Genomic DNA, 21,782 nt, shown 5'->3' with positions numbered 1-21,782 from the left:
CCCTGGTCCGATCGGGTGCGGACCAGGGGTTACGGCCATGATTGACTGAATTCCGTAACGGTCACCCGGCGGGAAAGCTCAGGCCAAAGCTCAGGCCGAAGGTCAGTCGCTGACGGCCGCCGCGTCGCACTCCTGTCCGCGCAGCGTCCGGGCCAGGTCGTCCCGGGCCTCCAGGACCAGCCGGCGCAGCGCCGGGGGCGCGTCGGCGTGGGCCGTCAGCCAGGCGTCCGTCGCCTCCAGCGTCTCCGGGCGGTCCTGGAGCGAGGGGTACAGGCCCCGGACCACGTCCATGCCGATCTGGATCGAGCGGTCCTCCCAGATCCGAGCGATGACCTCGAAGTACTTCTCCGCGTACGGCGCCAGCAGGTCCCGCTGCGACGGCTGGGCGAAGCCCGCGATCGTCGCCTCCACCAGCGCGTTGGACAGCGCCTCCGACTCCACGACCTGCGCCCAGGCCTGCGCCTTCACGGCCGCCGAGGGGCGGGCGGCCAGGCAGCGCACCTGGTGGCGCTTGCCGGACGCGGTGTCGTCGCGGGCCAGTTCGGCGGCCAGCACGGACTCGTCGGCCGCGCCGTGCGCGGCGAGGGGTTCGAGGAACGCCCAGCGCAGCTCCTGGTCGACGTCCAGGCCGTCGATCGTGGCCGTCCCCGACAGCAGCTCCTGGAGCAGCTGGAAGTCGGCCCCGTCCACCGCCGTCGACGCGAAGAACCGCGCCCACGCCAGCTGGTGCTCGCTGCCCGGCGCCGCCTGCCGCAACTCCCGCAGGGCGCCCTCCGCGAGCCGCCGCCCGGCCGTCTCCCGCCACTCCGGCGCCACATAGTGCACCAGCGCCGAGTCCGCCCACGCGTGCAGCATCTGCAGCACCCCGATGTCCGACTCGCGGCTCGCGAACCGCAGCACCAGGTCGATGAAGTCCCGGGCCGGCAGCAGCGCGTCCCGGGTCAGGTTCCACAGCGCCGACCAGCACAGGGCCCGGGCGAGCGGGTCGGTCAGGGCATCCAGGTGGTCCCGGAGCGTCGCCAGCGAGGTGTCGTCGAAGCGGATCTTGCAGTACGTGAGGTCGTCGTCGTTGACCAGGACCAGCTCCGGGGCCTCGGCGCCCGCCAGGTCGGCGATCACCGTGCGCGGCCCGTCGACGTCCGCCTCCACGCGCGCGTACCGCTCCAGAGCGCCCTCGGCCGTACGGCGGTAGAGGCCGATCGCGACCCGGTGCGGGCGCAGTTCGGGGTGCGACTCCGCGGCCTCCTGCACCACCGCCACCTCGGCGATCCGCCCGTCGGCGGCCAGCAGCACCTGCGGGGTCAGCGAGTTCACCCCCGCCGTCTGCAGCCAGGACCCCGCCCAGGCGCTCATGTCCCGGCCGCTGGTCTCCGCCAGGACCGACAGCAGGTCACCGAGGCGCGTGTTGCCGTACGCGTTGCGCTTGAAGTAGCGGCGGGCGCCCTCCAGGAACGCGTCCTGGCCGACGTACGCCACCAGCTGCTTGAGGACGGAGGCGCCCTTGGCGTAGGTGATGCCGTCGAAGTTGAGCTTGGCGTCCTGGAGGTCGCGGATGTCGGCCGTGATCGGGTGGGTGGAGGGCAGCTGGTCGGCGCGGTAGGCCCAGGCCTTGCGACGGTTGGCGAAGGTGGTCCAGGCGTTGGTGAAACGGGTCGCGTTGACGTTCGCGAAGGCGCCCATGAAGTCCGCGAAGGACTCCTTCAGCCACAGGTCGTCCCACCACACCATGGTGACCAGGTCGCCGAACCACATGTGCGCCATCTCGTGCAGGATGACGTTGGCCCGTGCCTCGTACGACGCCTGCGTCACCTTGCCCCGGAAGATGTACTCCTCCCGGAACGTCACCAGACCCGGGTTCTCCATCGCGCCGAGGTTGTACTCGGGTACGAAAGCCTGGTCGTACTTCCCGAACGGGTACGGGTAGTCGAAGTGGTCGTGGAAGAAGTCCAGGCCCTGCTTGGTGACCAGGAAGACGTCGTCCGCGTCGAAGTAGGGCGCGAGACCCTTGCGGCACATCGCGCCGAGCGGGATCTCCAGCGTCGACCCGTCGGGGAGCGTGCGGGAGTACGCGTCCGTCACGTAGTGGTACGGTCCCGCCACCACGCAGGTGATGTACGTCGAGATCGGCTTCGTCTCCGCGAACCGCCACACCCCGTCGGTGAGTTCGCCCGCCCCGTTGCTCCACACCGTCCACTCCTGTGGTGCCCGCACCTCGAAGCGGAACGGCGCCTTGAGGTCCGGCTGCTCGAAGTTGGCGAAGACGCGGCGGGAGTCGGCCGGCTCGTACTGTGTGTAGAGGTAGACCTCGCCGTCCTCGGGGTCGACGAAGCGGTGCAGGCCCTCGCCGGTGCGGGAGTAGGCGCACCGGGCGTCCACCACCAACTCGTTCTCCGCGGCCAGGTCCTCCAGGGCGATCCGGGTGCCGTCGAAGACCTCGCCCGGGTCGAGGTCCTTGCCGTTCAGCGTCACGGCGGTCACGCTCGGCGCGACCAGGTCGGCGAAGCTCGACGCGCCCGGCTCGTTGCAGCGGAAGCGGATCGTGGTGACCGAGCGGAAGGTGCGCGGCTCGCCGTCGCCCTCGCCGACGGCGGACCGCACGTCCAGCGACACGTCGTAGCCGTCGACCGACAGCAGGGCGGCCCGCTCCCGGGCCTCGTCGCGGGACAGATTCTCACCGGGCACGGGCGGCACTCCCTCATCGTTGTCGGTACGCCGGAACAGCGCCGATCCTCCCATGCGCCCCTGACAGCGGACATCGGGAATGGGGTGGCCGGTGCCGGTGTTGCCGCCGGAAAAGGACCGTATACCGAGGAGAACCATGTCCGAGAGCGTGACGAGTTCCGGCAAGACCCCCGTCGACTTCTGGTTCGACCCGCTGTGCCCCTGGGCGTGGATGACCTCCCGGTGGGTTTTGGAAGTGGAGAAGGTCCGCGACATCGAGGTCCGCTGGCACATCATGAGCCTCGCGGTGCTCAACGAGCCCAAGCTGGACGAGCTGCCCGAGGAGTACCGCGAGTTGCTGGAGACCAAGGCGTGGCGGCCGATCCGCGTGGTCACCGCCGCCTGGCAGAAGCACGGCGCCGACGTCCTCGGCCCGCTGTACACCGCGCTGGGCACCCGCATCCACAACAACGGCGAGGGCCCGACCGTGGAGGCCGTCGCGGGCGCGCTCGCGGACGTCGGTCTGCCGGCCGACCTGATCGACTACGCCGACCAGGAGGACTTCGAGTTCGACGCGGAGCTGCGCGCCTCCCACAAGGAGGGCATCGACAAGGTCGGCCAGGACGTCGGCACCCCGGTCATCGCCGTGCCCGGCCCGGACGGCGAGCAGATCGCCTTCTTCGGCCCGGTCGTCACCCCCGCCCCCAAGGGCGAGGAGGCGGCCCGCCTGTGGGACGGCACCCTCGCGGTCGCCTCCGTCCCCGGCTTCTACGAGATCAAGCGGAGCCGCAGCAAGGGCCCCGACTTCAGCAACCTGTAGACCCGCCTGCCTCCGCCGAGGAGGCAAGCCCTGACGAGCCAGTACGGGAAGGCCCCCGCGAGTCACGTCCTCGCGGGGGCTTCACTCTTCGGGCTCTCTTCGGGTCAGCCGCCCGCGCGCCGCCGCTGCCGTAGGTAACCCACCGCGGCGAGTACGGCGGTCATCCCGCCCGTGTAGTAGAGCTGCACACGGGTGTCCGCCTCCCGGGCCATCAGGACGAAGATCGCCGTCATACCGGCCAGCGCCAGCCACGTCAGATACGGGAACGCCCACATGCGGACGACCAGCTTCTGCGGACTCTCCCGTTCCAGGCGGCGGCGGAGCAGCAGCTGGGAGACGGCGATGAAGATCCAGACGACCAGGATCACCGCGCCGATCATGTTGAGGAGCCAGGGAAAGACGTCGTCGGGGCGCCAGTAGCTGAGCACGACACAGACGAAACCGAAGCCACAGGACGTGAAAACCGCCAGGCGCGGGACGCCTCCGGAGACCCTGGCCAGTGCGCTGGGGCCCTGGCCGCGCTCCACCAGGGAGTATGCGATGCGCGAGGAGCCGTAGATGTTGGCGTTCATCGCGGAGAGCAGCGCGACCAGGACGACCACGTTCATCAGCCGGCCGGCGCCGGGGATGCCGAGATGGTCGAGGGCGGCGACGTACGGGCCCTTCTCGACGACCTCCGCCGAGTCCCAGGGGACCAGGGTGACGATGACCGCCATGGAGCCGACGTAGAAGAGGGCGATGCGCCACATGGCGGTGCGGACCGCGCTCGCCACGCCCCGCACCGGGTTCTCCGACTCGGCCGCCGCGATGGTGACCGTCTCCAGGCCGCCGTACGCGAAGACGGAGGCGAGCAGGCCGATGATCAGGCCCTCGCCGCCGTTCGGGAGGAAGTCGGTGAGGTTGGCGGCGCCCGGGGAGTCCGTGCCGGGGAGTACACCGGCGATCGCCAGCACGCCCAGGACCAGGAACAGGCTGATCGCGCCGACCTTCAGCGCCGCGAACCAGAACTCGAACTCGCCGAAGTTGCGCACCGCGGCCAGGTTCGCGGCACAGAAGACGACCATGAAGAGGGCCACCCACGCCCACTCCGGTGTCCCCGGCAGCCAGCCCGTCACGATCTTCGCCGCCCCGATGCCCTCCAGGCCGACGGCCGTGCACAGCAGCACCCAGAACGACCAGCCGGCCGTGAAGCCGGCCCACGGTCCCATCGCCCGCTCGGCGTGCGCCGAGAAGGAACCCGAGGACGGGTGGGCGGCAGACATCTCGCCCAGCATCCGCATCACCAGCATCACGATCAGGCCGGAGAGGGTGTAGGCGACGACGATGGACGGCCCGGCGGCGGCGATACCCGCGCCGGAGCCCACGAACAGACCCGCGCCGATGACACCTCCCAGGGCGATCATCGAGAGGTGGCGCTGCTTGAGGCCGTGGGAGAGCGTGGCACCGCCGTCCTGTGTCGGCGGTGTCTCGACCGTGGTGGTGCTGTGCGGCATGGGCGCGGCTCGTCCAGTGCGGTAGATGGGCAAAAACGCCCACAGTCTGGGCGGCCGCTCCGCTCGGAGGGAGCGGCCGCCCACTATCCGGACACGCCGGGTGCGGGGAGTGACTACGCGGCTACGGCCACGGTCGTGTAGTGCGAGGCGTCCCCCTCGATCGAGTAGCTCTCCTTGCCCTCGATACCGACCGGGATGTCACCGGCGACGGTGACCCGGTGCAGCCGGCGCGGCAGGCCGTCGTAGTTGTCGACCGCGTAGTGCTGGGTGATGCGGTTGTCGAAGAGGACGAGCTGGTTCTCGGACCAGCGGTGGCGCAGGATGTTCTCCGGCCGGGTGACGTAGGGCTGCAGCAGGTCGAGTATCTTGCGGCCCTCGCCCGGCGACAGCCCGACGATCCGCTGGGCGAACCCGCCGATGAACAGCCCGCGTTCACCGGTCAGCGGGTGGACGCGGACCACCGGGTGGACCGTGCGGTACTTGATGGACGTGAACTGGGCGCGCTGGGCGGCGTGTTCCTCGTCGAGGTCCTCCTCCGGAACGGCGTAGTCGTAGTCGTTGGTGTGCTCGGCCCACAGAGTGTCCGCCAACTGGCGCAGTGAATCCGGCAGTTGGCGGTACGCGGCGGCCGAGTTGGTGATCAGGGTCTCGCCGCCGTACGGCGGGAGGGTGACGGAGCGCAGGGTGCTGGCCTGCGGCGGGTTGAGGACGAAGGTCACGTCGGTGTGCCAGTGGTTGGCGGCCCGGCCGCGCTCACTGTCGACGGGCAGGACGTTCGGGACGCCGTCGACGGAGGAGACCGTCGGATGCGCGGTGGTGACGTCACCGAAGTGGCGGACGAAGGCCTGCTGGGTGTCGTCGTCGAGGTGCACGTCGTCGAAGACGAGCGCCTTGTGCGTGTTGAGGGCCTCGCGGATCGAGGTGGCGGTCTCCGCGCCGAGGGGCCGGGAGATGTCGACGCCAAAGACCCGGGCGCCGATGTTCGCGGTGATCTTGGTGATCTGGAGGGACATCGCGGTTCCTTTCGGATGAGCGTCAGATGAGCACAGGTCCGGCGTACTGGTTGGCGGGGCGGGGGAGGCCGTAGCGCTCCCGCAGGGTCTGGGGCGGGCCGTACTCCGTGCGCAGCAGGCCGCGGGCGCGCAGGATCGGTACGACGTGCTCGACGAAGGCCTCCAGACCGGAGGGCAGCACCGGCGGCATGATGTTGAAGCCGTCGGCGGCGCCCTGGGTGAACCAGGTCTCGATCGCGTCGGCGATCTGGTCGGGTGTCCCGGCGAAGGTCAGATGGCCGCGGCCGCCGCCGAGCCGGCCGATCAGCTGCCGTACGGTGAGCTGATCGCGGCGGGCGAGTTCGACGACCAGGGTGTAGCGGCTCTTGGCGCCCTCGACGGCGTCCTCGGACGGAAGGTCGGTCGGCAGCGGCGCGTCCAGCTCCAGGGTGCCGGGGGCCAGTTGCAGGAGCCGCTCCAGGCGGTCGACGCCGTACCGGTGCACGATGTGGTCCTCGAGGAGCCGCTCGTTCGCCCGCGCCTCGGTCTCGGTCGAGCCGGTCACCGGGACGATGCCCGGCAGCACCTTGATGTGGTCCGGGTCCCGGCCGGCCGCGGCCGTGCGTGCCTTGAGGTCGGCGTAGAAGGCCCGGGCGTCCTCGATGGTCTGCTGCGCGGTGAACACGGCCTCGGCGTACCGGGCCGCGAACGCCTTGCCGTCCTCGCTGGAGCCCGCCTGCACGAGAAGTGGGTAACCCTGCGGGGACCGGGGCACGTTGAGGGCGCCCTCGACACTGAAGTACGGCCCCTGGTGCCGGGGCGGGTGGATCTTCGCGTCGTCACCCCAGACGCCGGCCGCCTTGTCGGCGACGATGGCGTCGTCCTCCCAGCTGTCCCAGAGTTTCAGCGCCACGTCGAGGAAGTCGGCGGCCCGGGCGTACCGCTCGGCGTGCGCGGGCTCCGCGTCCAGACCGAAGTTCCGGGCCGCCTCCGCCCCCGCCGTGGTGACGATGTTCCAGCCCGCCCGGCCGCCGCTGACGATGTCGAGGGAGGCGAACCTGCGGGCCAGGTTGTAGGGGGAGTTGTAGGAGGTGGAGGCGGTGGCGATCAGGCCGATGTGCTCGGTGGCGGTCGCCAGCGCGGTGAGCAGGGTGAGCGGTTCCAGGGCGCCGGAGGGCCGCTGGGCGACACTGCCCCACAGATGCGGGCCGTCGGCGAGGAAGAGCGAGTCGAAGGTGCCGCGCTCGGCGGTCCTGGCCAGCCGTACGTAGTGCGCGAGGTCGGTGTGTGCGTAGGGGTCGCTCTCCGGGAGGCGCCAGGAGGCCTCGTGGTGGCCGGTGTTCATGAGGAAGGCGTTGAGATGGAGCCGGCGGGTCATGCGGGGTCCTCCGTGACACCGAGGGCGGCGAGCAACTGCTTGCGGTAGAGGGCGCTCGGCCGGCCGCGCTCCACGGTCAGGTCCAGGCCGATCCGGCCGTTCTCCAGGACCAGCACGCGGTCGGCGAGGACGATCGCCTCGTCGACGTCGTGGGTGACGAGCAGCACGGACGGCCGGTGCCGCTTCCACAGCTCGCGCAGCAGATGGTGCATCTTGATGCGGGTGAGGGCGTCGAGCGCACCGAACGGTTCGTCGGCGAGGAGCAGTTCGGGCTCGCGGACCAGGGAGCGGGCGAGCGCGGCACGCTGCGCCTCACCGCCCGACAGCTCGCCCGGCCAGGCCCGCTCCCGGCCGCCGAGACCGACCTCTTCGAGCGCCGACCGGCCCTGCTTGGAGGCGTCCCTGCCGTCCAGTCCCAGCACGACGTTGTCGAGCACCCGGCGCCAGGGCAGCAGCCGGGAGTCCTGGAAGACCACCGACACCCGCTCGGGGGCGGTGAGCCGACCGCTGCCGGGGACCCCGTGGTCGAGTCCGGCGACCGCCCGCAGCAGGGTGCTCTTGCCGGAGCCGCTGTGCCCGAGCAGGGCGGTGAACTGTCCGGCGGGCAGGTCGAGGTCGATGCCGTCGAGGACCGTACGACCGCCGAACGACCTTGTGAGTCCCCGCAGTTGTACGGCCGGACGGGTCAGCTGCTCAGTGTGCGGCGCCATGACAGCACCCTCCGTTCGATGCGGCGAACCACGGTGTCGGAGACCAGGCCGAAGACGCCGTAGATCAGCAGACCGACGAGGATGATGTCGCTGCGCCCGTAGTTCTGGGCCTGGAACATCATGTAGCCGAGGCCGCTGGTGGCGTTGATCTGCTCCAGGACGACCAGACCGAGCCAGGATCCGGTGACGCCGAGCCGGAGTCCCACGAAGAATCCGGGCAGCGCGCCGGGGATCACGATCTGCCGGATGAACTGGAGCCTCGTCAGGTCCAGGACCTCGGCGAGTTCGACGTACCGGCTGTCGATGGCGGACAGCGCGGCATGCGTGTTCAGGTAGACCGGGATGTAGACGACGATCGCGATGATGGCGATCTTGAAGGTCTCGCCGATGCCCAGCCAGAGGATGAACAGCGGGATCAGGCCAAGGGTGGGGATCGCCCGGTTGATCTGCACGGTCCCGTCGATCAGGGCCTCCCCGACCCGGCTGAGCCCGGCGGCCAGGGCCAGCAGCACCCCGGCGGTCAGTCCGATCGCGAAGCCGTATCCGGCTCGTTCCACGGAGGTCAGCACATCGGTGGGCAGCGTCCCGTCCGTCCACAGACGGCCGGCGGTCTTCACGACGGTCCAGGGCGCCGGGACCGCATTCGGGTCGAGCTGTCCGGCGGCGGAGGCGATCGCCCAGGCGGCGAGGAAGACGATCGGACCGGCCAGCCGGGCGGCGGGCAGCCGGCGGCCGGGGGAGAGCCGGCGACGCGGCCGGACCGGACGGGCCTTGTCCTCGACGGGAACCGCGGCGGCGGTCGTGGTCACGGCGGTCATTTCCGGTACTCCGCTGCCACGGCCTTCGCGGCGATGCCCTCGAAGCGGTGGTCGAAGAGCGAGGAGACGTCGGTCTTCTTCACGAAGCCGCCCTCCGCCAGCAGATCGGCGGTCTCCTGCTCCCACTTGATCGCCTCGTCCCAGCTGGGCGGGAAGAGCGGCTTGTTGGCGATGTCGGTGATGCTCTTGGCCTGGGCGAGGGTCAGGTTCTGGGTCTTGACGTAGAACTCCTCGTCCCAGACGTCCGGGTTCTCCCACTGCCAGACCAGGCCCTTGGCCCACTGCGGGATGTACGCGGCGATCGCGGCCGCCTTCGCCGGGTCGTTCAGCACCGAGACCGGCGCCCACAGCAGATTGAGCAGGTCGACGACGTCGGTGGTGATCGTGCGGGCGCCCTTCGAACCGTACTGCTGGATATAGGCCGGTGCCTGGGTGTTGGCCAGCGGGGCCACGTCCACCTGGCCGGACTGGAGGGCGGTGAAGAACTGGTTGCTGGTCAGCGGGACGAGCTGTACGTCGTCGTAGGCGAGCCCGGCCTCCTTGAGTGCCCGCAGCAGTACGACACCCTGAGCCTGCCCCTGCGAGAAGGCGAGCTTCTTCCCCTTGAAACCGGCGACCGTGCGGATGTCGCTGCCCGGCCTGGTGGCGAACAGATAGTTCGGTTTGCGGGTGATCTCGATCGCCACGATCTTTGCCGCGAAACCCTGGAACTGCGCCTGGATCGGCGGGATTCCCGCGTTGTTCGCGAGGTCCAGCGACTTGGCGCGGAACGCGTTGATGACATCGGGGCCGGCCCCGATGTTCGCCCAACTCGACACCGTGAACGGCAGCTTGGGCAGCTTCGCCAGCTTGAACTGAATCTGCTGGGTGTTCAGATACGAGGCGATCTTCAGGCTGGTGCCGGCCGGCACCCTGGCGGCCAGCGGGGCGGTGGAGGCGGCCGCGGTGTCGGCGGCGGCGCTGCCACCGGCGCAGCCGCTCAGCCCGGCCACGGCCGCCGAGGCGCCGAGCAGCGAGGTGAGGAAGAGCCGGCGGTCGATGCCGGAGGAGGACGCAGAAGGCATGGGAGGGCTCCCGGGAGAAAAGCAGCTGAGAAGCGGCAGAAAGGCAGGGAGAATTCCCGGCGACGGAAGGCCGGAAAGAAAGATCTCACGCAGAGGGAAATGCGCGCTCGGGGCGCGTCAAGACGTCAGCAACAGAGGGTGCGACAGGTCATGAGAAGGATGTTCCTTGCCGCGGGCGACGGCTGTCAATATTCCGAGATTCTGAATTAAATAAGCCATGGTGACGCGCTCAACGGGTCCCGGTACAGCACGTCGAGGACCACCGAACCGCCCGCCACCGCCAGCACCCGGTCACCGAAACTGGTCGGCGCGACCACGGCCGCCCGCTCCGGTCCGACCGCCTCCCGCAGCGCGGCGAGACAGTCCTCCCGGTGCAGCACACCCACCTCGGTGACCACCACGCTCTCCGGGTTGAGCACGTCGAGCAGCAGCCCCGCCGCCCGCCCGGTCAGCCGCGCCCGCTCCACAAGGAGCCGCACGGCCACCGGGTCACCGGCGCCGGCCGCCGCGAGGACGTCCATCGGATTGGAGCCGTCGACGACCCCGGCCGCCCGGGCCCGCCGCACCAGCGTCCGCTCGCTCAGCTCCACCTGGAGACAGCCGGTGCGTCCGCAGCCGCAGGGCTCGGTGCCGCCCGGCACCGGGAGATGGACGATCGTGCCCGCCTGGGAGCGCGGGCCGTGGTGCACCTCGTCGCCGGTGGCGAATGCCGCGTCGACCACGTTCCCGACGAACAGGTGCAGCACGCTCCGGCTGCCCCGGGCCCGTCCGAAGAGCCGCTCGCCGTTGACCAACGCCCGGGCGTGCCCGTCCACATGGACCGGCAGCCCGGTGTGCGCGCCGAGCAGTTCCCGCACCGGCACCTCGCGCCAGCCCAGCAGGGGATGCTCGACGACGGTCCCGGAGTCCCGGTCCACCCAGCCGCCGACCGCGACCCCGACGCCCAGCGGCCGGCTCCCCCGCACCCCGTCGAGCAGCGCGGCCAGTCCGGCGGCCGCCCGCTCCAGCACCCCGCGCGGTTCGGTGTCCCGGTGCTTCAACTCCCGCCGTACGACGACCCGTCCACGCAGGTCGAGCAGCGCGACCGTGGTGTAGGGCACGGCCACATGCACTCCGCCGACCACGAACCGCGAGTCGTCCAGGTCGACGGGAACATGCGGCCGGCCCACCCCGCCGGCCCGGCGGGGCGCCACCGCCTCCCGGATCAGGCCGAGTTCGGTGAACCGGGCGCAGTAGTCGGTGACGGACGCCGGGGAAAGCCCGGTCAGCCGGGCGATGGTGGAGCGGGCCACCGGCCCGTGCTCCAGTACCGACCGCAGGACCACGCTGGCGCTGGTCCGCCGCCGGTCGCCAGGGGGAGAGATGAGCGGGGGTGCCGCGGTACGGGGCATGGGAAACCGTCCTCGGGAACGGGGCCGACACGTCTCGGGGTGCGAGGCGCGCCGGACCGGTCTCCCGCCGCGCGGCCTCAGGCCGGACGGCGACAGGTGGCAGCCCCTTGCCGCCGCAGGTCGACATAGCGACGCGACGTGAGGTTCAGGGACTGGGCGACCATGTCCGAAAGCGTAGGCCGACAACCCGGAATCCCACCAGACCACTGGGATTCGATTGGGGGAACTCCACAGACCTGTTCAACGCCGTTGACGTGACTGAAACATCTCTGCCTCAGTGATCGGCGTCACCTCAAGACATGTGTAACCCGCACCTTTTGTGGGGAGCCCACCAAGCGTCCGTCACGGCCTTTGTCGACCGCTGACGTGTTCGGCTCAGGTGAGCCGGGATAGCGTCACGGTGTCCCCTGCTTGTCTGCCCACCCTCACCTCGCGGAGTCCCCATGAGCACCGCCACCGCAGCCCCGTCGACCCGCACGGGCGCCGTCCTCGCCGACCTCCTGCCCGCGTCCCGGGTACGCGATGCCGCCCTCGTGGTCGGCGGCGCCGCGCTCACCGGCCTCGCCGCCCAGATCGCCGTCCCCGTGCCGGGCTCCCCGGTGCCGGTGACCGGCCAGACCTTCGCGGCCCTGCTCGTCGGCACCGCCCTCGGCGCCCGCCGCGGCCTGCTCTCCCTCGCCCTGTACGCGCTGGCGGGTCTCGCGGGCCTGCCCTGGTTCGCGAGCGGCACCTCCGGTGTCTCCGTCTCCTTCGGCTACATCCTCGGCATGATGCTCGCCTCCGCCGTCGTGGGCGCCCTGGCCCGGCGCGGCGCCGACCGCAACGTGCTGCGGATGGCGGGCACGATGGTGCTCGGCGAGGCGATCATCTACGCGATCGGTGTGCCGTACCTGGCCTACGCCGCCGACATGTCCGCGTCCGCGGCGATCGCCGCCGGCCTCACCCCGTTCCTGATCGGCGACGCGGTGAAGGCGGCCCTGGCGATGGGCGCGATGCCGACCGCGTGGAAGCTGGCCGACAAGGGCTGACGGGACCGAGACCATGAAGGGGCCCGAGGCGCATCAGCGCCTCGGGCCCCTTCACATCGTGATGCCTAGTCGGTCCGCCGCCGCGACCACCACACGCCCGCCGACCCGGCCGCGATCAGCGCCGCGCCGGCCGCAGCGAGCGGCAGTACGTCACTTCCCGCGCCGGTCTTCGGCAGTTGGTCGCCGCTCGGCCCGACCGGCTTGTTGTCGGTGCCCAGCAGCAGCGGGGTGGCCGGGGCGTTCGGCGACGGGTTCGTCGTACCGAACGGCACCGGGCCCTGCTGCCAGAACGTCCTCTTCCCGTCCGCGCTCTGCACGGGCAGACAGATCTTCCCGGTCCTGCCCGGATCGAACGTGGCGTCCACCGGATACGACTTCGACCTGCCCGCGCCGAGCGCGCCGACCGGGCAACTGAAGCCGCTGTTCGAACCGGTCGGCAGATCCTTCTCCGCGATGGCGTCGCAGCCCTGCACGTTCGTGACCTTCAGGCCGTCGAAACCGACCACCAAAAGCCTGATTCCGTCGCTGTCCTTGGTTCCTTCGTTCTTTACGGTGGCGGTAATCGCCGTTTTCTGCGAACTGTTGTCGACCGAGATCCTCTCGGGCAACGTGGTCGTCAGCTTCACACCCGCCGGTGCCTGGTCAACCGCCTTTCCCCCCTTGCCGCTTCCCGGTCCCTGGTCATCGGCGGCGGCCGTGAACGGGAGGATCATCACGGCCGAGAAAGATGCCATGACCAGCGATCCCGCGACGACTGCCCTACGACGAGAACTCATGTTCGCCCCCCTTGCAACCCCCTGACCGCGCCTGAATTCGCGGTCACTTGAAGAGGTACCACAAGATTTCTCCGCACTATGCTGGTACGGCCGTAAGTGTGACCATTGTGTGTCGGCAGGGGCGGTCGTTGAGGGGGTGCAGCGAATTGCCGGAGAATTCAGGGAGTTCAGGGAATTCAGTTGGTCCAGGGAATTCGGAGAGCGCGGGGCGCGGTGGTGTCCCGGGGCTGCTGGTGACCGGTCGCTACCGGCTGGTCGAGAGTATCGGGCAGGGGGGAATGGGGCGGGTGTGGCGGGCCGTCGACGAGACGCTCGACCGGCAGGTCGCCGTCAAGGAGATGCGGATCGACGGCCTCGACGCGGAGGACACCCGCACCCGCCGCGAACGCACCCTGCGCGAGGCCAGGGCCACCGCCAGGATCGACCACCCCCACGTCGTACGGGTCTACGACGTCGTCGACGAGGGCGAACGCCTGTGGATCGTGATGGAACTGGTCAACGGCCGCTCACTGGAGTGGATCATGGCCGAGGAGGGGGCGCTGAGCCCGCGCGCGGCCGCCCGGATCGGCCTCGGCCTGGTCGCGGCGCTGCGCCAGGTGCACGCCGGGGGAGTGCTGCACCGCGACATCAAACCCGGGAACGTTCTCGTCGAGAACGCCGCCGGCCGGGTCGTCCTCACCGACTTCGGTATCGCGGCGATCCAGGACGCCAAGGCGCTCACCATGGTCGGCATGCTCGTCGGCTCCCCCGACTACATGGCACCCGAGCGGATCTCCGGCCGCCCGCAGGGCCCGCCGTCCGATGTCTGGTCGCTCGGCGCGACCCTGTGCGCGGCCCTCGGCGGCCGCTCCCCCTTCTCCCGCGACACGACCCTGGCCACCCTGCACGCCGTCCTCTACGAGGAGCCCGAACTCCCCGCGGCGGCGGGCCCGTTGCACGACCTGCTGGCAGCGCTGCTGGCGAAGGAACCGACGGCGCGGCCGGCCCTGGCGGAGGTGGAACAGACGCTGCGACCGGTGGCGTACCCGACACAGACACCGACGGAGACGTATCCGGCTCCGGTGGCCGAACGGCCCACCCCGACGTACGTGGACCTGACGAAGCTACGCCTCCCGGCACCGGAGGACGAACGCCCAGAGACGCCGGCACCCCCGCCGGTGAGTGCATCGACGGAGGCGGCGACGGAACGCTCCGCGGTCCGCTCGGAGACTCCGTCCGGCAACTCCGTCGGTCCCACAGTTCCGGCCGGCCCCAACTCCCCAAGGTGGGCGGGGCTGCATCCGTCGGCGGCTCCGCCGCGGAGCGCGACCGGCCACCACGCACCCGCAGCGACCCATCGACACGGGCCCCCCGTACGCACAGCCCTCCTCGCCGCACTCGGAATCGCAGCCGTAGTCACCGCCGTCGCCATCCTCCTCACCACCACAACAGGCGGCGGCGACAGCGACACAGCAGCCGGCACCTCCCCAACCCCCTCAGCCTCGATCTCCCCCTCGGCCACCGTCGCGGGCACCGCCCGCCCCCGCAGCCTCGCGCCCGGCGCCCACGAGGAGGCCGGCGGATTCGCGTGGGTGACCCCGAAGGGCTGGCGCAGGGACGTGAAGACCGGCGCCGAGGTGCACTACACCTCCCTCGACGGCAGCCAGGAACTCGTCGCCAAGTCCGCCCTGGCTCGCGGCGACCTCATGGACAGCTGGAGCGCCTCCGAACGCAGCGCCCACCAGGGCCGGGACTACACCAAGATCCGGCTGGTCGGGACGACGTTCCGCGGCTACCCGGCGGTGATCTGGGAGTACACCTTCACCCTCAAGGGCGTCCGCTGGCACGCACGGCTGCTGGGCTTCGACGCCGACGGGAAGTCGTACCAGATCAACACCTGGTACCAGCCGGCGATCGAAACCCAGGCCGTGAAGACGTACGAGCAGGTCAAGGAGGGCTTCACCCTCTTGTGAGCGTCAGCCGACGGACACCTTGTCGGCGGGCTCGCCGGCCTCCGCGGCGGTCACCGCCACCCGGCCTCCCGTGACCTTCTGCTTCACCACGGCGACGGCGATCACCACCGCCGCGACGAGCAGCGACAGCAGCACGGTCGTACGACCGCTGCTCGCGCCCTCCGTGTCGGTCAGCATGTAGCCCAGGACGAACACGATCAGACCGGCCGTCGCCCAGGTCAGGTACGGGTACAGCCACATCTTCACGACGAGCTTCTCCGGCGCCTCGGCCTGGATGATCTTCCGCATGCGCAGCTGCGAGAAGCAGATGACCAGCCAGACGAACAGGGCGACCGCGCCCGAGGAGTTGACGAGGAAGAGGAAGACGGTGTCCGGGAACCGGTAGTTGAAGAAGACGGCGACGAACCCGAAGACGACGGAGGCGACGATCGCGGCCATCGGCACACCCCGGGAGGTGGTCCGGGCGAACGCCTTCGGCGCGTCGCCGCGCTGCCCGAGCGAGAACGCCATCCGGGAGGCCGTGTACAGACCGGAGTTGAGACAGGACAGCACCGATGTCAGCACGATGAAGTTCATGATCTGACCGGTGTGCGCGATACCGAGGGAGTCGAGGGCGGCGACGTACGAGCCCTTCTCCTTGATCGACGGGTCGTTCCACGGCAGCAGCGCGACGACGATGAGGATCGAGCCGAGGTAGAAGACGCCGATCCGCCAGATGATGCTGTTGGTCGACTTGGTGACCGCCCGCTGCGGGTTCTCGGACTCACCGGCGGCCAGGGTGGCGATCTCGCTGCCCATGAAGGAGAAGACGACCAGCAGCACACCGGTGAGGATCGCGCCGGGGCCATGAGGCAGGAAGCCGCCGTGGTCGGTGAGGTTGGCGAAGCTCGCCTTGTCGGTGTGCACGCCGGGCAGCACACCGAGGACGGCCAGCAGGCCGACGACGATGAACGCGCCGATCGCGACGACCTTGATCCCGGCGAACCAGAACTCGAACTCGCCGTACGAGCCGACCGAGACCAGGTTGGTGGCGGTGAGCACCACCATCACGATGAGCGCCCAGCCCCACTGGGGCACGGCCGGGATCCAGCCCTCCAGGATCTTGGCACCTGCGGTGGCCTCCACCGCCAGCACCACGACCCAGAAGAACCAGTACAGCCAGCCGATGGAGAACCCGGCCCAGCGGCCGAGGGCGCGGTCCGCGTGCGCGGAGAACGAACCGGACGTCGGATTGGCGGCCGACATCTCGCCGAGCATCCGCATCACGAGGACGACGAGGGTGCCTACTAGGGCGTACGACAGCAGGATGCCGGGTCCTGCGGTGGCGATACCTGAACTGGAACCGACGAAGAGACCGGCGCCGATGACACCGCCGATGGCGATCATCGACAGATGACGGTTCTTGAGTCCTGCGTGCAGACCGTTGCCGGGGTCGCCGGCCGAGGACGGGGCAGTCGGGGTCGGCTGCGAAGTCATGGGGGAATTCCTTTGCGCCGTTGAGCGGGGTCCCCGTACGAGCGGCGTACGAGTTGGTCCAGTGAAACGGAGGCGAGCGAATTCCTGAACCTTTGAATCCAGATCGTTACTTGAGGTTTTCCTGAGGTTCTGTAGTGTTGCTCACACTTTCCGGGGCGTGGCCCCGGGACTGCCGTGCGTTAACGGGCATGTCACACTCGTCCCATGCGCGTGTATCTCGGCTCCGACCATGCGGGCTTCGAACTCAAGAACCACCTCGTCGAGTGGCTGAAGGAAGCGGGTCACGACCCCGTCGACTGCGGCCCCCACATCTACGACGCCCAGGACGACTACCCGCCTTTCTGCCTCCGCGCGGCCGAGCGAACGGCGGCGGACCCCGAGTCCCTCGGCATCGTGATCGGCGGCTCCGGCAACGGTGAGCAGATCGCCGCGAACAAGGTGAAGGGCGTGCGTGCGGCGCTGGCCTGGAGCGAGGAGACCGCGTCGCTGGGCCGGCAGCACAACAACGCGAACGTCGTCGCGGTGGGGGCGCGGATGCACACGCAGGAAGAGGCGACGAAGTTCGTCGAGACATTCCTGAACACGCCGTTCTCGCAGGGCGAGCGCCACATCCGCCGCATCGAGATGCTGACGGCGTACGAGACGACGGGCGACCTCCCGCCCATCCCGGCGCACCACCCCCAGCCGTAGCCTCTGTCCACCCACCCGGCCGCGGGCGTCCTGCCGGGCCGGGCGGTAGCCGTCCCGCTGCGGGCCGGTGGGGGCTGATCGCGCCCACGCGGCGGAGCCGCACATTGATACAGCCCCGCGCCCCCTACGGGGCGCTGACCGCGGCGTGCCTGACCGGGGGCACCCTCGACCCTTACGGCGTCCTGCCCCGGCCTGCAGTGGGGCTCTGGCCGGCCACTGCGCCCTTCTCCATCAGCTCGGGATCTTCTGCCCCTCGACGTTCGCCTCTCCACTGAGCGAGTCGGGTGGGTGGGTGCGAAAGGAATTGGCCTCGTGCCAGAAGGGCACACCATTCACCGGCTTGCGGTGGACTACCGTCGGCTCAGCGGACCTGTGCGGGTCAGCAGCCCGCAGGGCAAGTTCTCCGACGCCGCCCAGTTGATCGATGGCGCCCCCCTCACCCGTACCGAAGCCCACGGCAAGCACCTCTTCCTCGGCTTCCGCGACAGCGACTGGGTGCACATCCATCTCGGTCTCTTCGGCAAGGTCACCTTCGGAGACGCCCCCGCACCCCCGGCCACCGACACCGTCCGGCTCCGCCTCGCCGACGCCACCTCGTACGTGGACCTGCGCGGCCCCACCACCTGCGCCCTGATCACCGACGCGGAGAAGAACGCCATACACGCCCGGCTCGGGCCGGATCCGCTCCGTGACGACGCCGACCCGAGCCTGGCGTACCGGAAGATCTCCCGCAGTCGTACGACCGTCGCCGCGCTTCTGATGGACCAGAAGGTCATCGCGGGGGTCGGCAACGTCTACCGGGCCGAGGTGCTGTTCCGGCACGGGATCGATCCCTACCGCGCCGGCAGGGAGATCACCCCCGCCGAGTGGGACGCCGTGTGGGCCGATCTCGTCGAGCTCATGCACGAAGGCGTCCGGAACAACCGGATCGACACCGTCCGGCCCGAGCACACCCCGGAGGCGATGGGACGCCCACCACGCGTCGACGACCACGGCGGCGAGGTGTACGTCTACCGCCGGGCCACCCTGCCCTGCCACATCTGCGGCACCGAGATCCGCACCGCCGACCTCGCCGCCCGCAACCTCTTCTGGTGCCCCCGCTGCCAGAACCGCTGAGCGGGCGCGCTAGAAACCGTGCGGCAGCCACGGCAGTACCGCTGAGCCGAACGCCGTAGAAGCCTCCGCCAGTACCCCCGGCCGCAGCTCCCGCACCCGGCCGGCGCGCGCCAGCGACAGCAGGGAGACACCGCCGAGATACGCCGCCCCCAGCTCCCGTACGGACAGGGCGAGCTCGGCCGTGTCCGTCGTACGCTCGCAGGACGCACCCTTGGCGTCCCCGCTCAGCCGCCAACGCCCCGTGTTCCAGGGGCAGAAGGCGTCGTCCACCTCCAGCACCACGTCCACCGGCGCCTGGTAGGTCCGCGCCGCGAGCGCCTTACCGACGTCGACGAGACGGACGTACCCCATGTCCCGCACCCGCGTCCTACAGCGCCGGATGTCGGAGACCAGGTACTGCCAGGCGTCGTCGACCGGCCGCCCCCGTACTGCCAGCGTCGACATCAGGTCGATGCCGAACAGGAACCGCCACAGCGCAGCGTCGCTCGCCGGGTCCAGCGCGGCCAGGGCGTCCAGCGTGACCGTGCCGTCGTGCCCGCTCGGCCCCCAGCCCAGTTTCGTGCGGAACCGGGCGTACCCGGTGATCCTCCCGCCCCGCTCGGCGACCACGCACTGCAGCGCCGACGCGCCGTCCCGCTCGCTCTCCGGGTCCAGCAGCCCCGCCCGCTCCCAGCCGGGCTGCCGGGCCAGCATCCCGGGCCGCAGCGGCACCAGCTCCGCGTACACCGCCTCGCACGCGTCGAGCACATCGGCCGGCCCCGCGTACCGCAGCCGTACGTCGTCGGTGCCGGCCGGTACCGCCAGAGTCACCCGGCTCGTGTCGATCTCGGCGTGCAGCTGGTAGATCGCGGCGTCGTACCCGAAGCGGCCGTAGATCGCCGGCTCGGAGGCGGTCAGCGCGGCCAGGGGCTCGCCCCGCTCCCGTACGTCGTCCAGCTGGCGGCGCATCATCGAGGTCAGCACCCCGCGCCGCCGGTGGGTCGCGGACACGCTCACCATGGTGACGCCCGCGGCGGGCACCACGGCGCCGCCCGGCACGGTCATCCGGAAGCTGAACGCCCCTCCCGTCCCGACGAGTTCGGGCCCGTCCCAGACGGCCAGCGAACGCTCGAACTCCGTGAGGGAGCGGTCCAGTTCGCGCTCCTCGGCCGGTGTCGGGCCGGCACCGAAGGCCCGCACCAGGTGGTCCCACCACCCGTCGAACTCCTCGGGACGCAGCACCTTCACTTCGGTCGTACGGTCGGTCGCCATACGCCATGCCTAGCAGGGGCGTTGCAGGACGAGCCAGCGATTTTCTCCCGGACGGCGACGCGGGGGCGTCCGGTGAAGTTCACTGTGAAGTCGCACCCGAAGGCGAACCTCGGACGGGGGACAAGTGGGACCTCCCGTGCCAAGCAGCTGGTCCGATGGATAGGGTCCCGAACTGATGGCAGTAGACCGAGAGCGGCGGGGAAAGGCCGAGACGTTCACGGCCCGGTGGAAGATGCAGTGGCACCGGGCCCGCGTCGGCCTGCGCAGAAGCGCCGTGGACTACTTCCGCGGCGACGGCTCCGACTGGATCGCGCTCGCCGGACTCCTGCTGACCGTCCCGGTCCTGGCGGCCATGACCCTCGCCAACTCGGTGTGGTTCTCCCCGGCCTCCCTGGTCCTGCCGATCATCGCGGGCGGCCTGCTGCTGCGCCCGGCGAGCCTGCTCGGCCTGTACGCGGCGGCGGCCACGGCACTGATCGTGGAGTCGGTACGCCTCGGCCCCTACACCGAGGGCCCGTCGCGGGTCACCCCGGGAGTGGTCCTGGTCGTGGCGGCCTGCGGCTTCTTCGGTCTCCTCACCGCCCAGTTCCGCAGCCGGGTCGGCGTGCCCTGGCGGCGCGGCGGCACCATGCTCTTCGACCTGCGCGAACGCATCCGGGTGCAGAGCAAGCTGCCGAAGCTGCCGCCGGGCTGGCACCGCGAGATGGCCCTGCGGCCGGCCGGCGGCCAGTCCTTCTCCGGCGACTTCGTGGTCGCGGCCCGTACCAACAACGGCCGCACGATGGAGGTCGTCCTCACGGACGTCTCCGGCAAGGGCATGGACGCGGCGTCCCGCGCGCTGCTGCTGTCCGGGGCGTTCGGCGGCCTCCTGGGCTCCCTGCCGCCGCACGCCTTCCTCACCGCAGCCAACGGCTACCTCCTGCGCCAGGACTGGGACGAGGGCTTCGCCACCTCGATCCACCTGGTCCTCGACCTGGACTCCGGCGACTACGAGCTGTACTCCGCGGGCCACCCGCCGGGCCTCCAGCTCAGCGCCGGCAGCGGCCGCTGGGAGGAGAAGGCGGCGGAGGGCCCTCTCCTGGGCGTGTACGACGGCGCGCAGTTCGACTCGGTCAAGGGCTCCCTGCGCCCGGGCGATGTCCTGATGCTCTTCACGGACGGCCTGGTGGAGACGTCGGACCGCGACATCGTGGAGGGAATCGACCGCCTCACGGGAGAGGCCGACCGCTATGTCGCCGGCGGCTTCCACGGCGCGGCCTGGCACCTGATCGAGGCGGTGGCGAAGGACGTGAACGACGACCGGGCCCTGCTGCTGATCTGCCGCGAGGCGGCACGCTGACCCGGGGGACCGCGGCCGACGTTCACCTGCCGGTGGGTGGGGGCTGATCGCGCCCACGTGACGGAGCCGCACATTGGCACAGCCCCGGGCCCCTAGGGGGGCGCTTGCTCAGCGGCATCTTCACGGACGTGGGCGTGTTGGATGCCCACTCGCCTGCGGCCGGTGTGGGAGCTGATCACGCCCGTGGCGGAGCCGCACATTGACACAGCCCCTGTGCCCCTTACGGGGCGCTGCAGTCGCGTCAGCCACGAAGCCGCGGGCAGTCGGGCCGCTGGGACGGCACGGGTGGGCGCGGCGGCACCCTGCCGACGCCGGTAAGTGAAACCCCGCGCCCCCGCCACGGCATACTCGCACCGTGACCCGGACCCCTCTCTCCCTTCCCGAAGTCGAGGAGCTCGCCCGAGCAGCTCACGCGGCGCAGACCGACAAGGCCGGCCGCCCCTACGCCGAGCACCTCGCCGCCGTCGCCGAAGGCGTCCGTGTCCGCGGCGGTGACCCGGAGCAGATCGCCGCCGCCTGGCTGCACGACTCCGTCGAGGACCACGCCCTCACGGCGGACTGGCTCGCCGCGGCCCCGCTCAGCGCCCGCACCAGGGCCATCGTCCTCGCCGTCACCAAACGCCCCGGCGAGCCCCCGGAGGCGTACGCCCGGCGCATCCTCGACACCCCGGGCGCACTCCTGGTCAAACAGGCCGACCTCGCGCACAACGCCGACCCCGGCCGTCTCGCCGTACTGGACGAGGACACCCGGAACCGGCTGACCGAGAAGTACGCCCGGATGCGCGCCCTACTCGGTCTGCCCGCGTCAGCGGAATCCGCGTAGGCGG

General features: G+C 70.6%; 18 protein-coding genes. 7 read left to right on the top strand and 11 right to left on the bottom strand.

Annotated features, from left to right (window positions below; genetic code table 11):
• Positions 1-102: 102 nt before the first annotated feature.
• On the bottom strand, positions 103-2,682 hold the full coding sequence (pepN, locus tag ACZ7OO_RS13715) for an aminopeptidase N (RefSeq protein ID WP_471504532.1): 2,580 nt from the start codon (positions 2,680-2,682) through the stop codon (positions 103-105).
• Positions 2,683-2,818: 136 nt separating this feature from the next.
• On the opposite strand from pepN, the gene ACZ7OO_RS13710 reads away from it, so the two are divergent.
• A complete protein-coding gene (locus ACZ7OO_RS13710) occupies positions 2,819-3,481 on the top strand; it encodes a mycothiol-dependent nitroreductase Rv2466c family protein (RefSeq protein WP_471504530.1) in 663 nt (220 codons plus the stop codon).
• 104 nt (positions 3,482-3,585) lie between these two features.
• Here ACZ7OO_RS13710 and ACZ7OO_RS13705 read toward each other — a convergent pair whose 3' ends face one another.
• The 7 genes from ACZ7OO_RS13705 to ACZ7OO_RS13675 all read right to left on the bottom strand — a co-directional run bounded on the left by ACZ7OO_RS13705 (position 3,586) and on the right by ACZ7OO_RS13675 (position 11,327).
• Entirely contained in the window at positions 3,586-4,974 is a 1,389-nt protein-coding gene (locus ACZ7OO_RS13705; protein ID WP_471504529.1) for an amino acid permease, read from the bottom strand.
• Positions 4,975-5,087: 113 nt separating this feature from the next.
• Positions 5,088-5,987 carry a TauD/TfdA dioxygenase family protein gene (locus ACZ7OO_RS13700; RefSeq protein WP_471504528.1) on the bottom strand — a complete coding sequence of 300 codons (900 nt, stop codon included), beginning with the start codon at positions 5,985-5,987 and terminating at the stop codon, positions 5,088-5,090.
• A gap of 22 nt (positions 5,988-6,009) precedes the next feature.
• Complete coding sequence (locus ACZ7OO_RS13695; RefSeq protein ID WP_471504526.1) at positions 6,010-7,344, bottom strand: LLM class flavin-dependent oxidoreductase; 1,335 nt, start codon at positions 7,342-7,344, stop codon at positions 6,010-6,012.
• Positions 7,341-8,054 carry an ABC transporter ATP-binding protein gene (locus ACZ7OO_RS13690; protein ID WP_471504525.1) on the bottom strand — a complete coding sequence of 238 codons (714 nt, stop codon included), beginning with the start codon at positions 8,052-8,054 and terminating at the stop codon, positions 7,341-7,343. Before ACZ7OO_RS13690 ends, ACZ7OO_RS13695 begins: the two co-directional genes overlap by 4 nt.
• The gene (locus tag ACZ7OO_RS13685) at positions 8,030-8,872 is read right to left on the bottom strand and encodes an ABC transporter permease (protein WP_471504523.1); all 843 of its coding nucleotides are present in this window, start codon (positions 8,870-8,872) and stop codon (positions 8,030-8,032) included. Before ACZ7OO_RS13685 ends, ACZ7OO_RS13690 begins: the two co-directional genes overlap by 25 nt.
• On the bottom strand, positions 8,869-9,936 hold the full coding sequence (locus ACZ7OO_RS13680; protein WP_471504522.1) for an ABC transporter substrate-binding protein: 1,068 nt from the start codon (positions 9,934-9,936) through the stop codon (positions 8,869-8,871). Before ACZ7OO_RS13680 ends, ACZ7OO_RS13685 begins: the two co-directional genes overlap by 4 nt.
• A 206-nt stretch (positions 9,937-10,142) precedes the next feature.
• Positions 10,143-11,327, bottom strand: a complete 1,185-nt coding sequence (locus ACZ7OO_RS13675) for an ROK family protein (protein WP_471504521.1) — start codon at positions 11,325-11,327, stop codon at positions 10,143-10,145.
• A 443-nt stretch (positions 11,328-11,770) separates the two neighbouring features.
• Here ACZ7OO_RS13675 and ACZ7OO_RS13670 point away from each other — a divergent pair, with 443 nt between their 5' ends.
• On the top strand, positions 11,771-12,355 hold the full coding sequence (locus ACZ7OO_RS13670) for a biotin transporter BioY (protein ID WP_471504519.1): 585 nt from the start codon (positions 11,771-11,773) through the stop codon (positions 12,353-12,355).
• 65 nt (positions 12,356-12,420) lie between these two features.
• On the opposite strand, the gene ACZ7OO_RS13665 is transcribed toward ACZ7OO_RS13670, so the two are convergent.
• Positions 12,421-13,131 carry an LPXTG cell wall anchor domain-containing protein gene (locus tag ACZ7OO_RS13665; RefSeq protein WP_471504518.1) on the bottom strand — a complete coding sequence of 237 codons (711 nt, stop codon included), beginning with the start codon at positions 13,129-13,131 and terminating at the stop codon, positions 12,421-12,423.
• Positions 13,132-13,364: 233 nt separating this feature from the next.
• Here ACZ7OO_RS13665 and ACZ7OO_RS13660 point away from each other — a divergent pair, with 233 nt between their 5' ends.
• Complete coding sequence (locus ACZ7OO_RS13660; protein WP_471504516.1) at positions 13,365-15,083, top strand: serine/threonine-protein kinase; 1,719 nt, start codon at positions 13,365-13,367, stop codon at positions 15,081-15,083.
• 3 nt (positions 15,084-15,086) lie between these two features.
• On the opposite strand, the gene ACZ7OO_RS13655 is transcribed toward ACZ7OO_RS13660, so the two are convergent.
• Positions 15,087-16,559, bottom strand: coding sequence for an amino acid permease (locus ACZ7OO_RS13655; protein ID WP_471504514.1), 1,473 nt, complete (start codon positions 16,557-16,559; stop codon positions 15,087-15,089).
• A gap of 204 nt (positions 16,560-16,763) precedes the next feature.
• On the opposite strand from ACZ7OO_RS13655, the gene ACZ7OO_RS13650 reads away from it, so the two are divergent.
• Positions 16,764-17,249 (top strand): ribose-5-phosphate isomerase, encoded by a 486-nt coding sequence (locus ACZ7OO_RS13650; RefSeq protein ID WP_352220556.1) that lies wholly within the window; start codon positions 16,764-16,766, stop codon positions 17,247-17,249.
• Between the two features lie 312 nt (positions 17,250-17,561).
• A complete protein-coding gene (locus ACZ7OO_RS13645; RefSeq protein ID WP_471504512.1) occupies positions 17,562-18,365 on the top strand; it encodes an Fpg/Nei family DNA glycosylase in 804 nt (267 codons plus the stop codon).
• A gap of 9 nt (positions 18,366-18,374) precedes the next feature.
• Here ACZ7OO_RS13645 and ACZ7OO_RS13640 read toward each other — a convergent pair whose 3' ends face one another.
• Entirely contained in the window at positions 18,375-19,616 is a 1,242-nt protein-coding gene (locus tag ACZ7OO_RS13640) for a GNAT family N-acetyltransferase (protein WP_471504510.1), read from the bottom strand.
• A 175-nt stretch (positions 19,617-19,791) separates the two neighbouring features.
• Here ACZ7OO_RS13640 and ACZ7OO_RS13635 point away from each other — a divergent pair, with 175 nt between their 5' ends.
• Together ACZ7OO_RS13635 and ACZ7OO_RS13630 are read left to right on the top strand one after the other, a co-directional pair.
• Positions 19,792-20,955 carry a SpoIIE family protein phosphatase gene (locus ACZ7OO_RS13635; RefSeq protein ID WP_471504508.1) on the top strand — a complete coding sequence of 388 codons (1,164 nt, stop codon included), beginning with the start codon at positions 19,792-19,794 and terminating at the stop codon, positions 20,953-20,955.
• A gap of 355 nt (positions 20,956-21,310) precedes the next feature.
• Positions 21,311-21,778 (top strand): HD domain-containing protein, encoded by a 468-nt coding sequence (locus ACZ7OO_RS13630; RefSeq protein WP_471504506.1) that lies wholly within the window; start codon positions 21,311-21,313, stop codon positions 21,776-21,778.
• The last annotated feature ends 4 nt before the right edge of the window (positions 21,779-21,782 follow it).

The sequence above is a fragment of the Streptomyces sp. NPDC111744 genome, from assembly GCF_055634995.1.
The sequence above is the reverse complement of the archived record's forward strand: the minus strand, read 5'-3'. Positions and strand labels throughout refer to the sequence as shown.

Coding starts and splice junctions, on each gene's coding strand:
- ACZ7OO_RS13640 (WP_471504510.1), bottom strand. CDS start 19,616: ATGGCGACCGACCGTACGACCGAAGTGAAGGTGCTGCGTCCCGAGGAG.
- ACZ7OO_RS13650 (WP_352220556.1), top strand. CDS start 16,764: ATGCGCGTGTATCTCGGCTCCGACCATGCGGGCTTCGAACTCAAGAAC.
- ACZ7OO_RS13635 (WP_471504508.1), top strand. CDS start 19,792: ATGGCAGTAGACCGAGAGCGGCGGGGAAAGGCCGAGACGTTCACGGCC.
- ACZ7OO_RS13700 (WP_471504528.1), bottom strand. CDS start 5,987: ATGTCCCTCCAGATCACCAAGATCACCGCGAACATCGGCGCCCGGGTC.
- ACZ7OO_RS13705 (WP_471504529.1), bottom strand. CDS start 4,974: ATGCCGCACAGCACCACCACGGTCGAGACACCGCCGACACAGGACGGC.
- ACZ7OO_RS13675 (WP_471504521.1), bottom strand. CDS start 11,327: ATGCCCCGTACCGCGGCACCCCCGCTCATCTCTCCCCCTGGCGACCGG.
- ACZ7OO_RS13690 (WP_471504525.1), bottom strand. CDS start 8,054: ATGGCGCCGCACACTGAGCAGCTGACCCGTCCGGCCGTACAACTGCGG.
- ACZ7OO_RS13680 (WP_471504522.1), bottom strand. CDS start 9,936: ATGCCTTCTGCGTCCTCCTCCGGCATCGACCGCCGGCTCTTCCTCACC.
- ACZ7OO_RS13670 (WP_471504519.1), top strand. CDS start 11,771: ATGAGCACCGCCACCGCAGCCCCGTCGACCCGCACGGGCGCCGTCCTC.
- ACZ7OO_RS13710 (WP_471504530.1), top strand. CDS start 2,819: ATGTCCGAGAGCGTGACGAGTTCCGGCAAGACCCCCGTCGACTTCTGG.
- ACZ7OO_RS13695 (WP_471504526.1), bottom strand. CDS start 7,344: ATGACCCGCCGGCTCCATCTCAACGCCTTCCTCATGAACACCGGCCAC.
- ACZ7OO_RS13655 (WP_471504514.1), bottom strand. CDS start 16,559: ATGACTTCGCAGCCGACCCCGACTGCCCCGTCCTCGGCCGGCGACCCC.
- ACZ7OO_RS13685 (WP_471504523.1), bottom strand. CDS start 8,872: ATGACCGCCGTGACCACGACCGCCGCCGCGGTTCCCGTCGAGGACAAG.
- ACZ7OO_RS13665 (WP_471504518.1), bottom strand. CDS start 13,131: ATGAGTTCTCGTCGTAGGGCAGTCGTCGCGGGATCGCTGGTCATGGCA.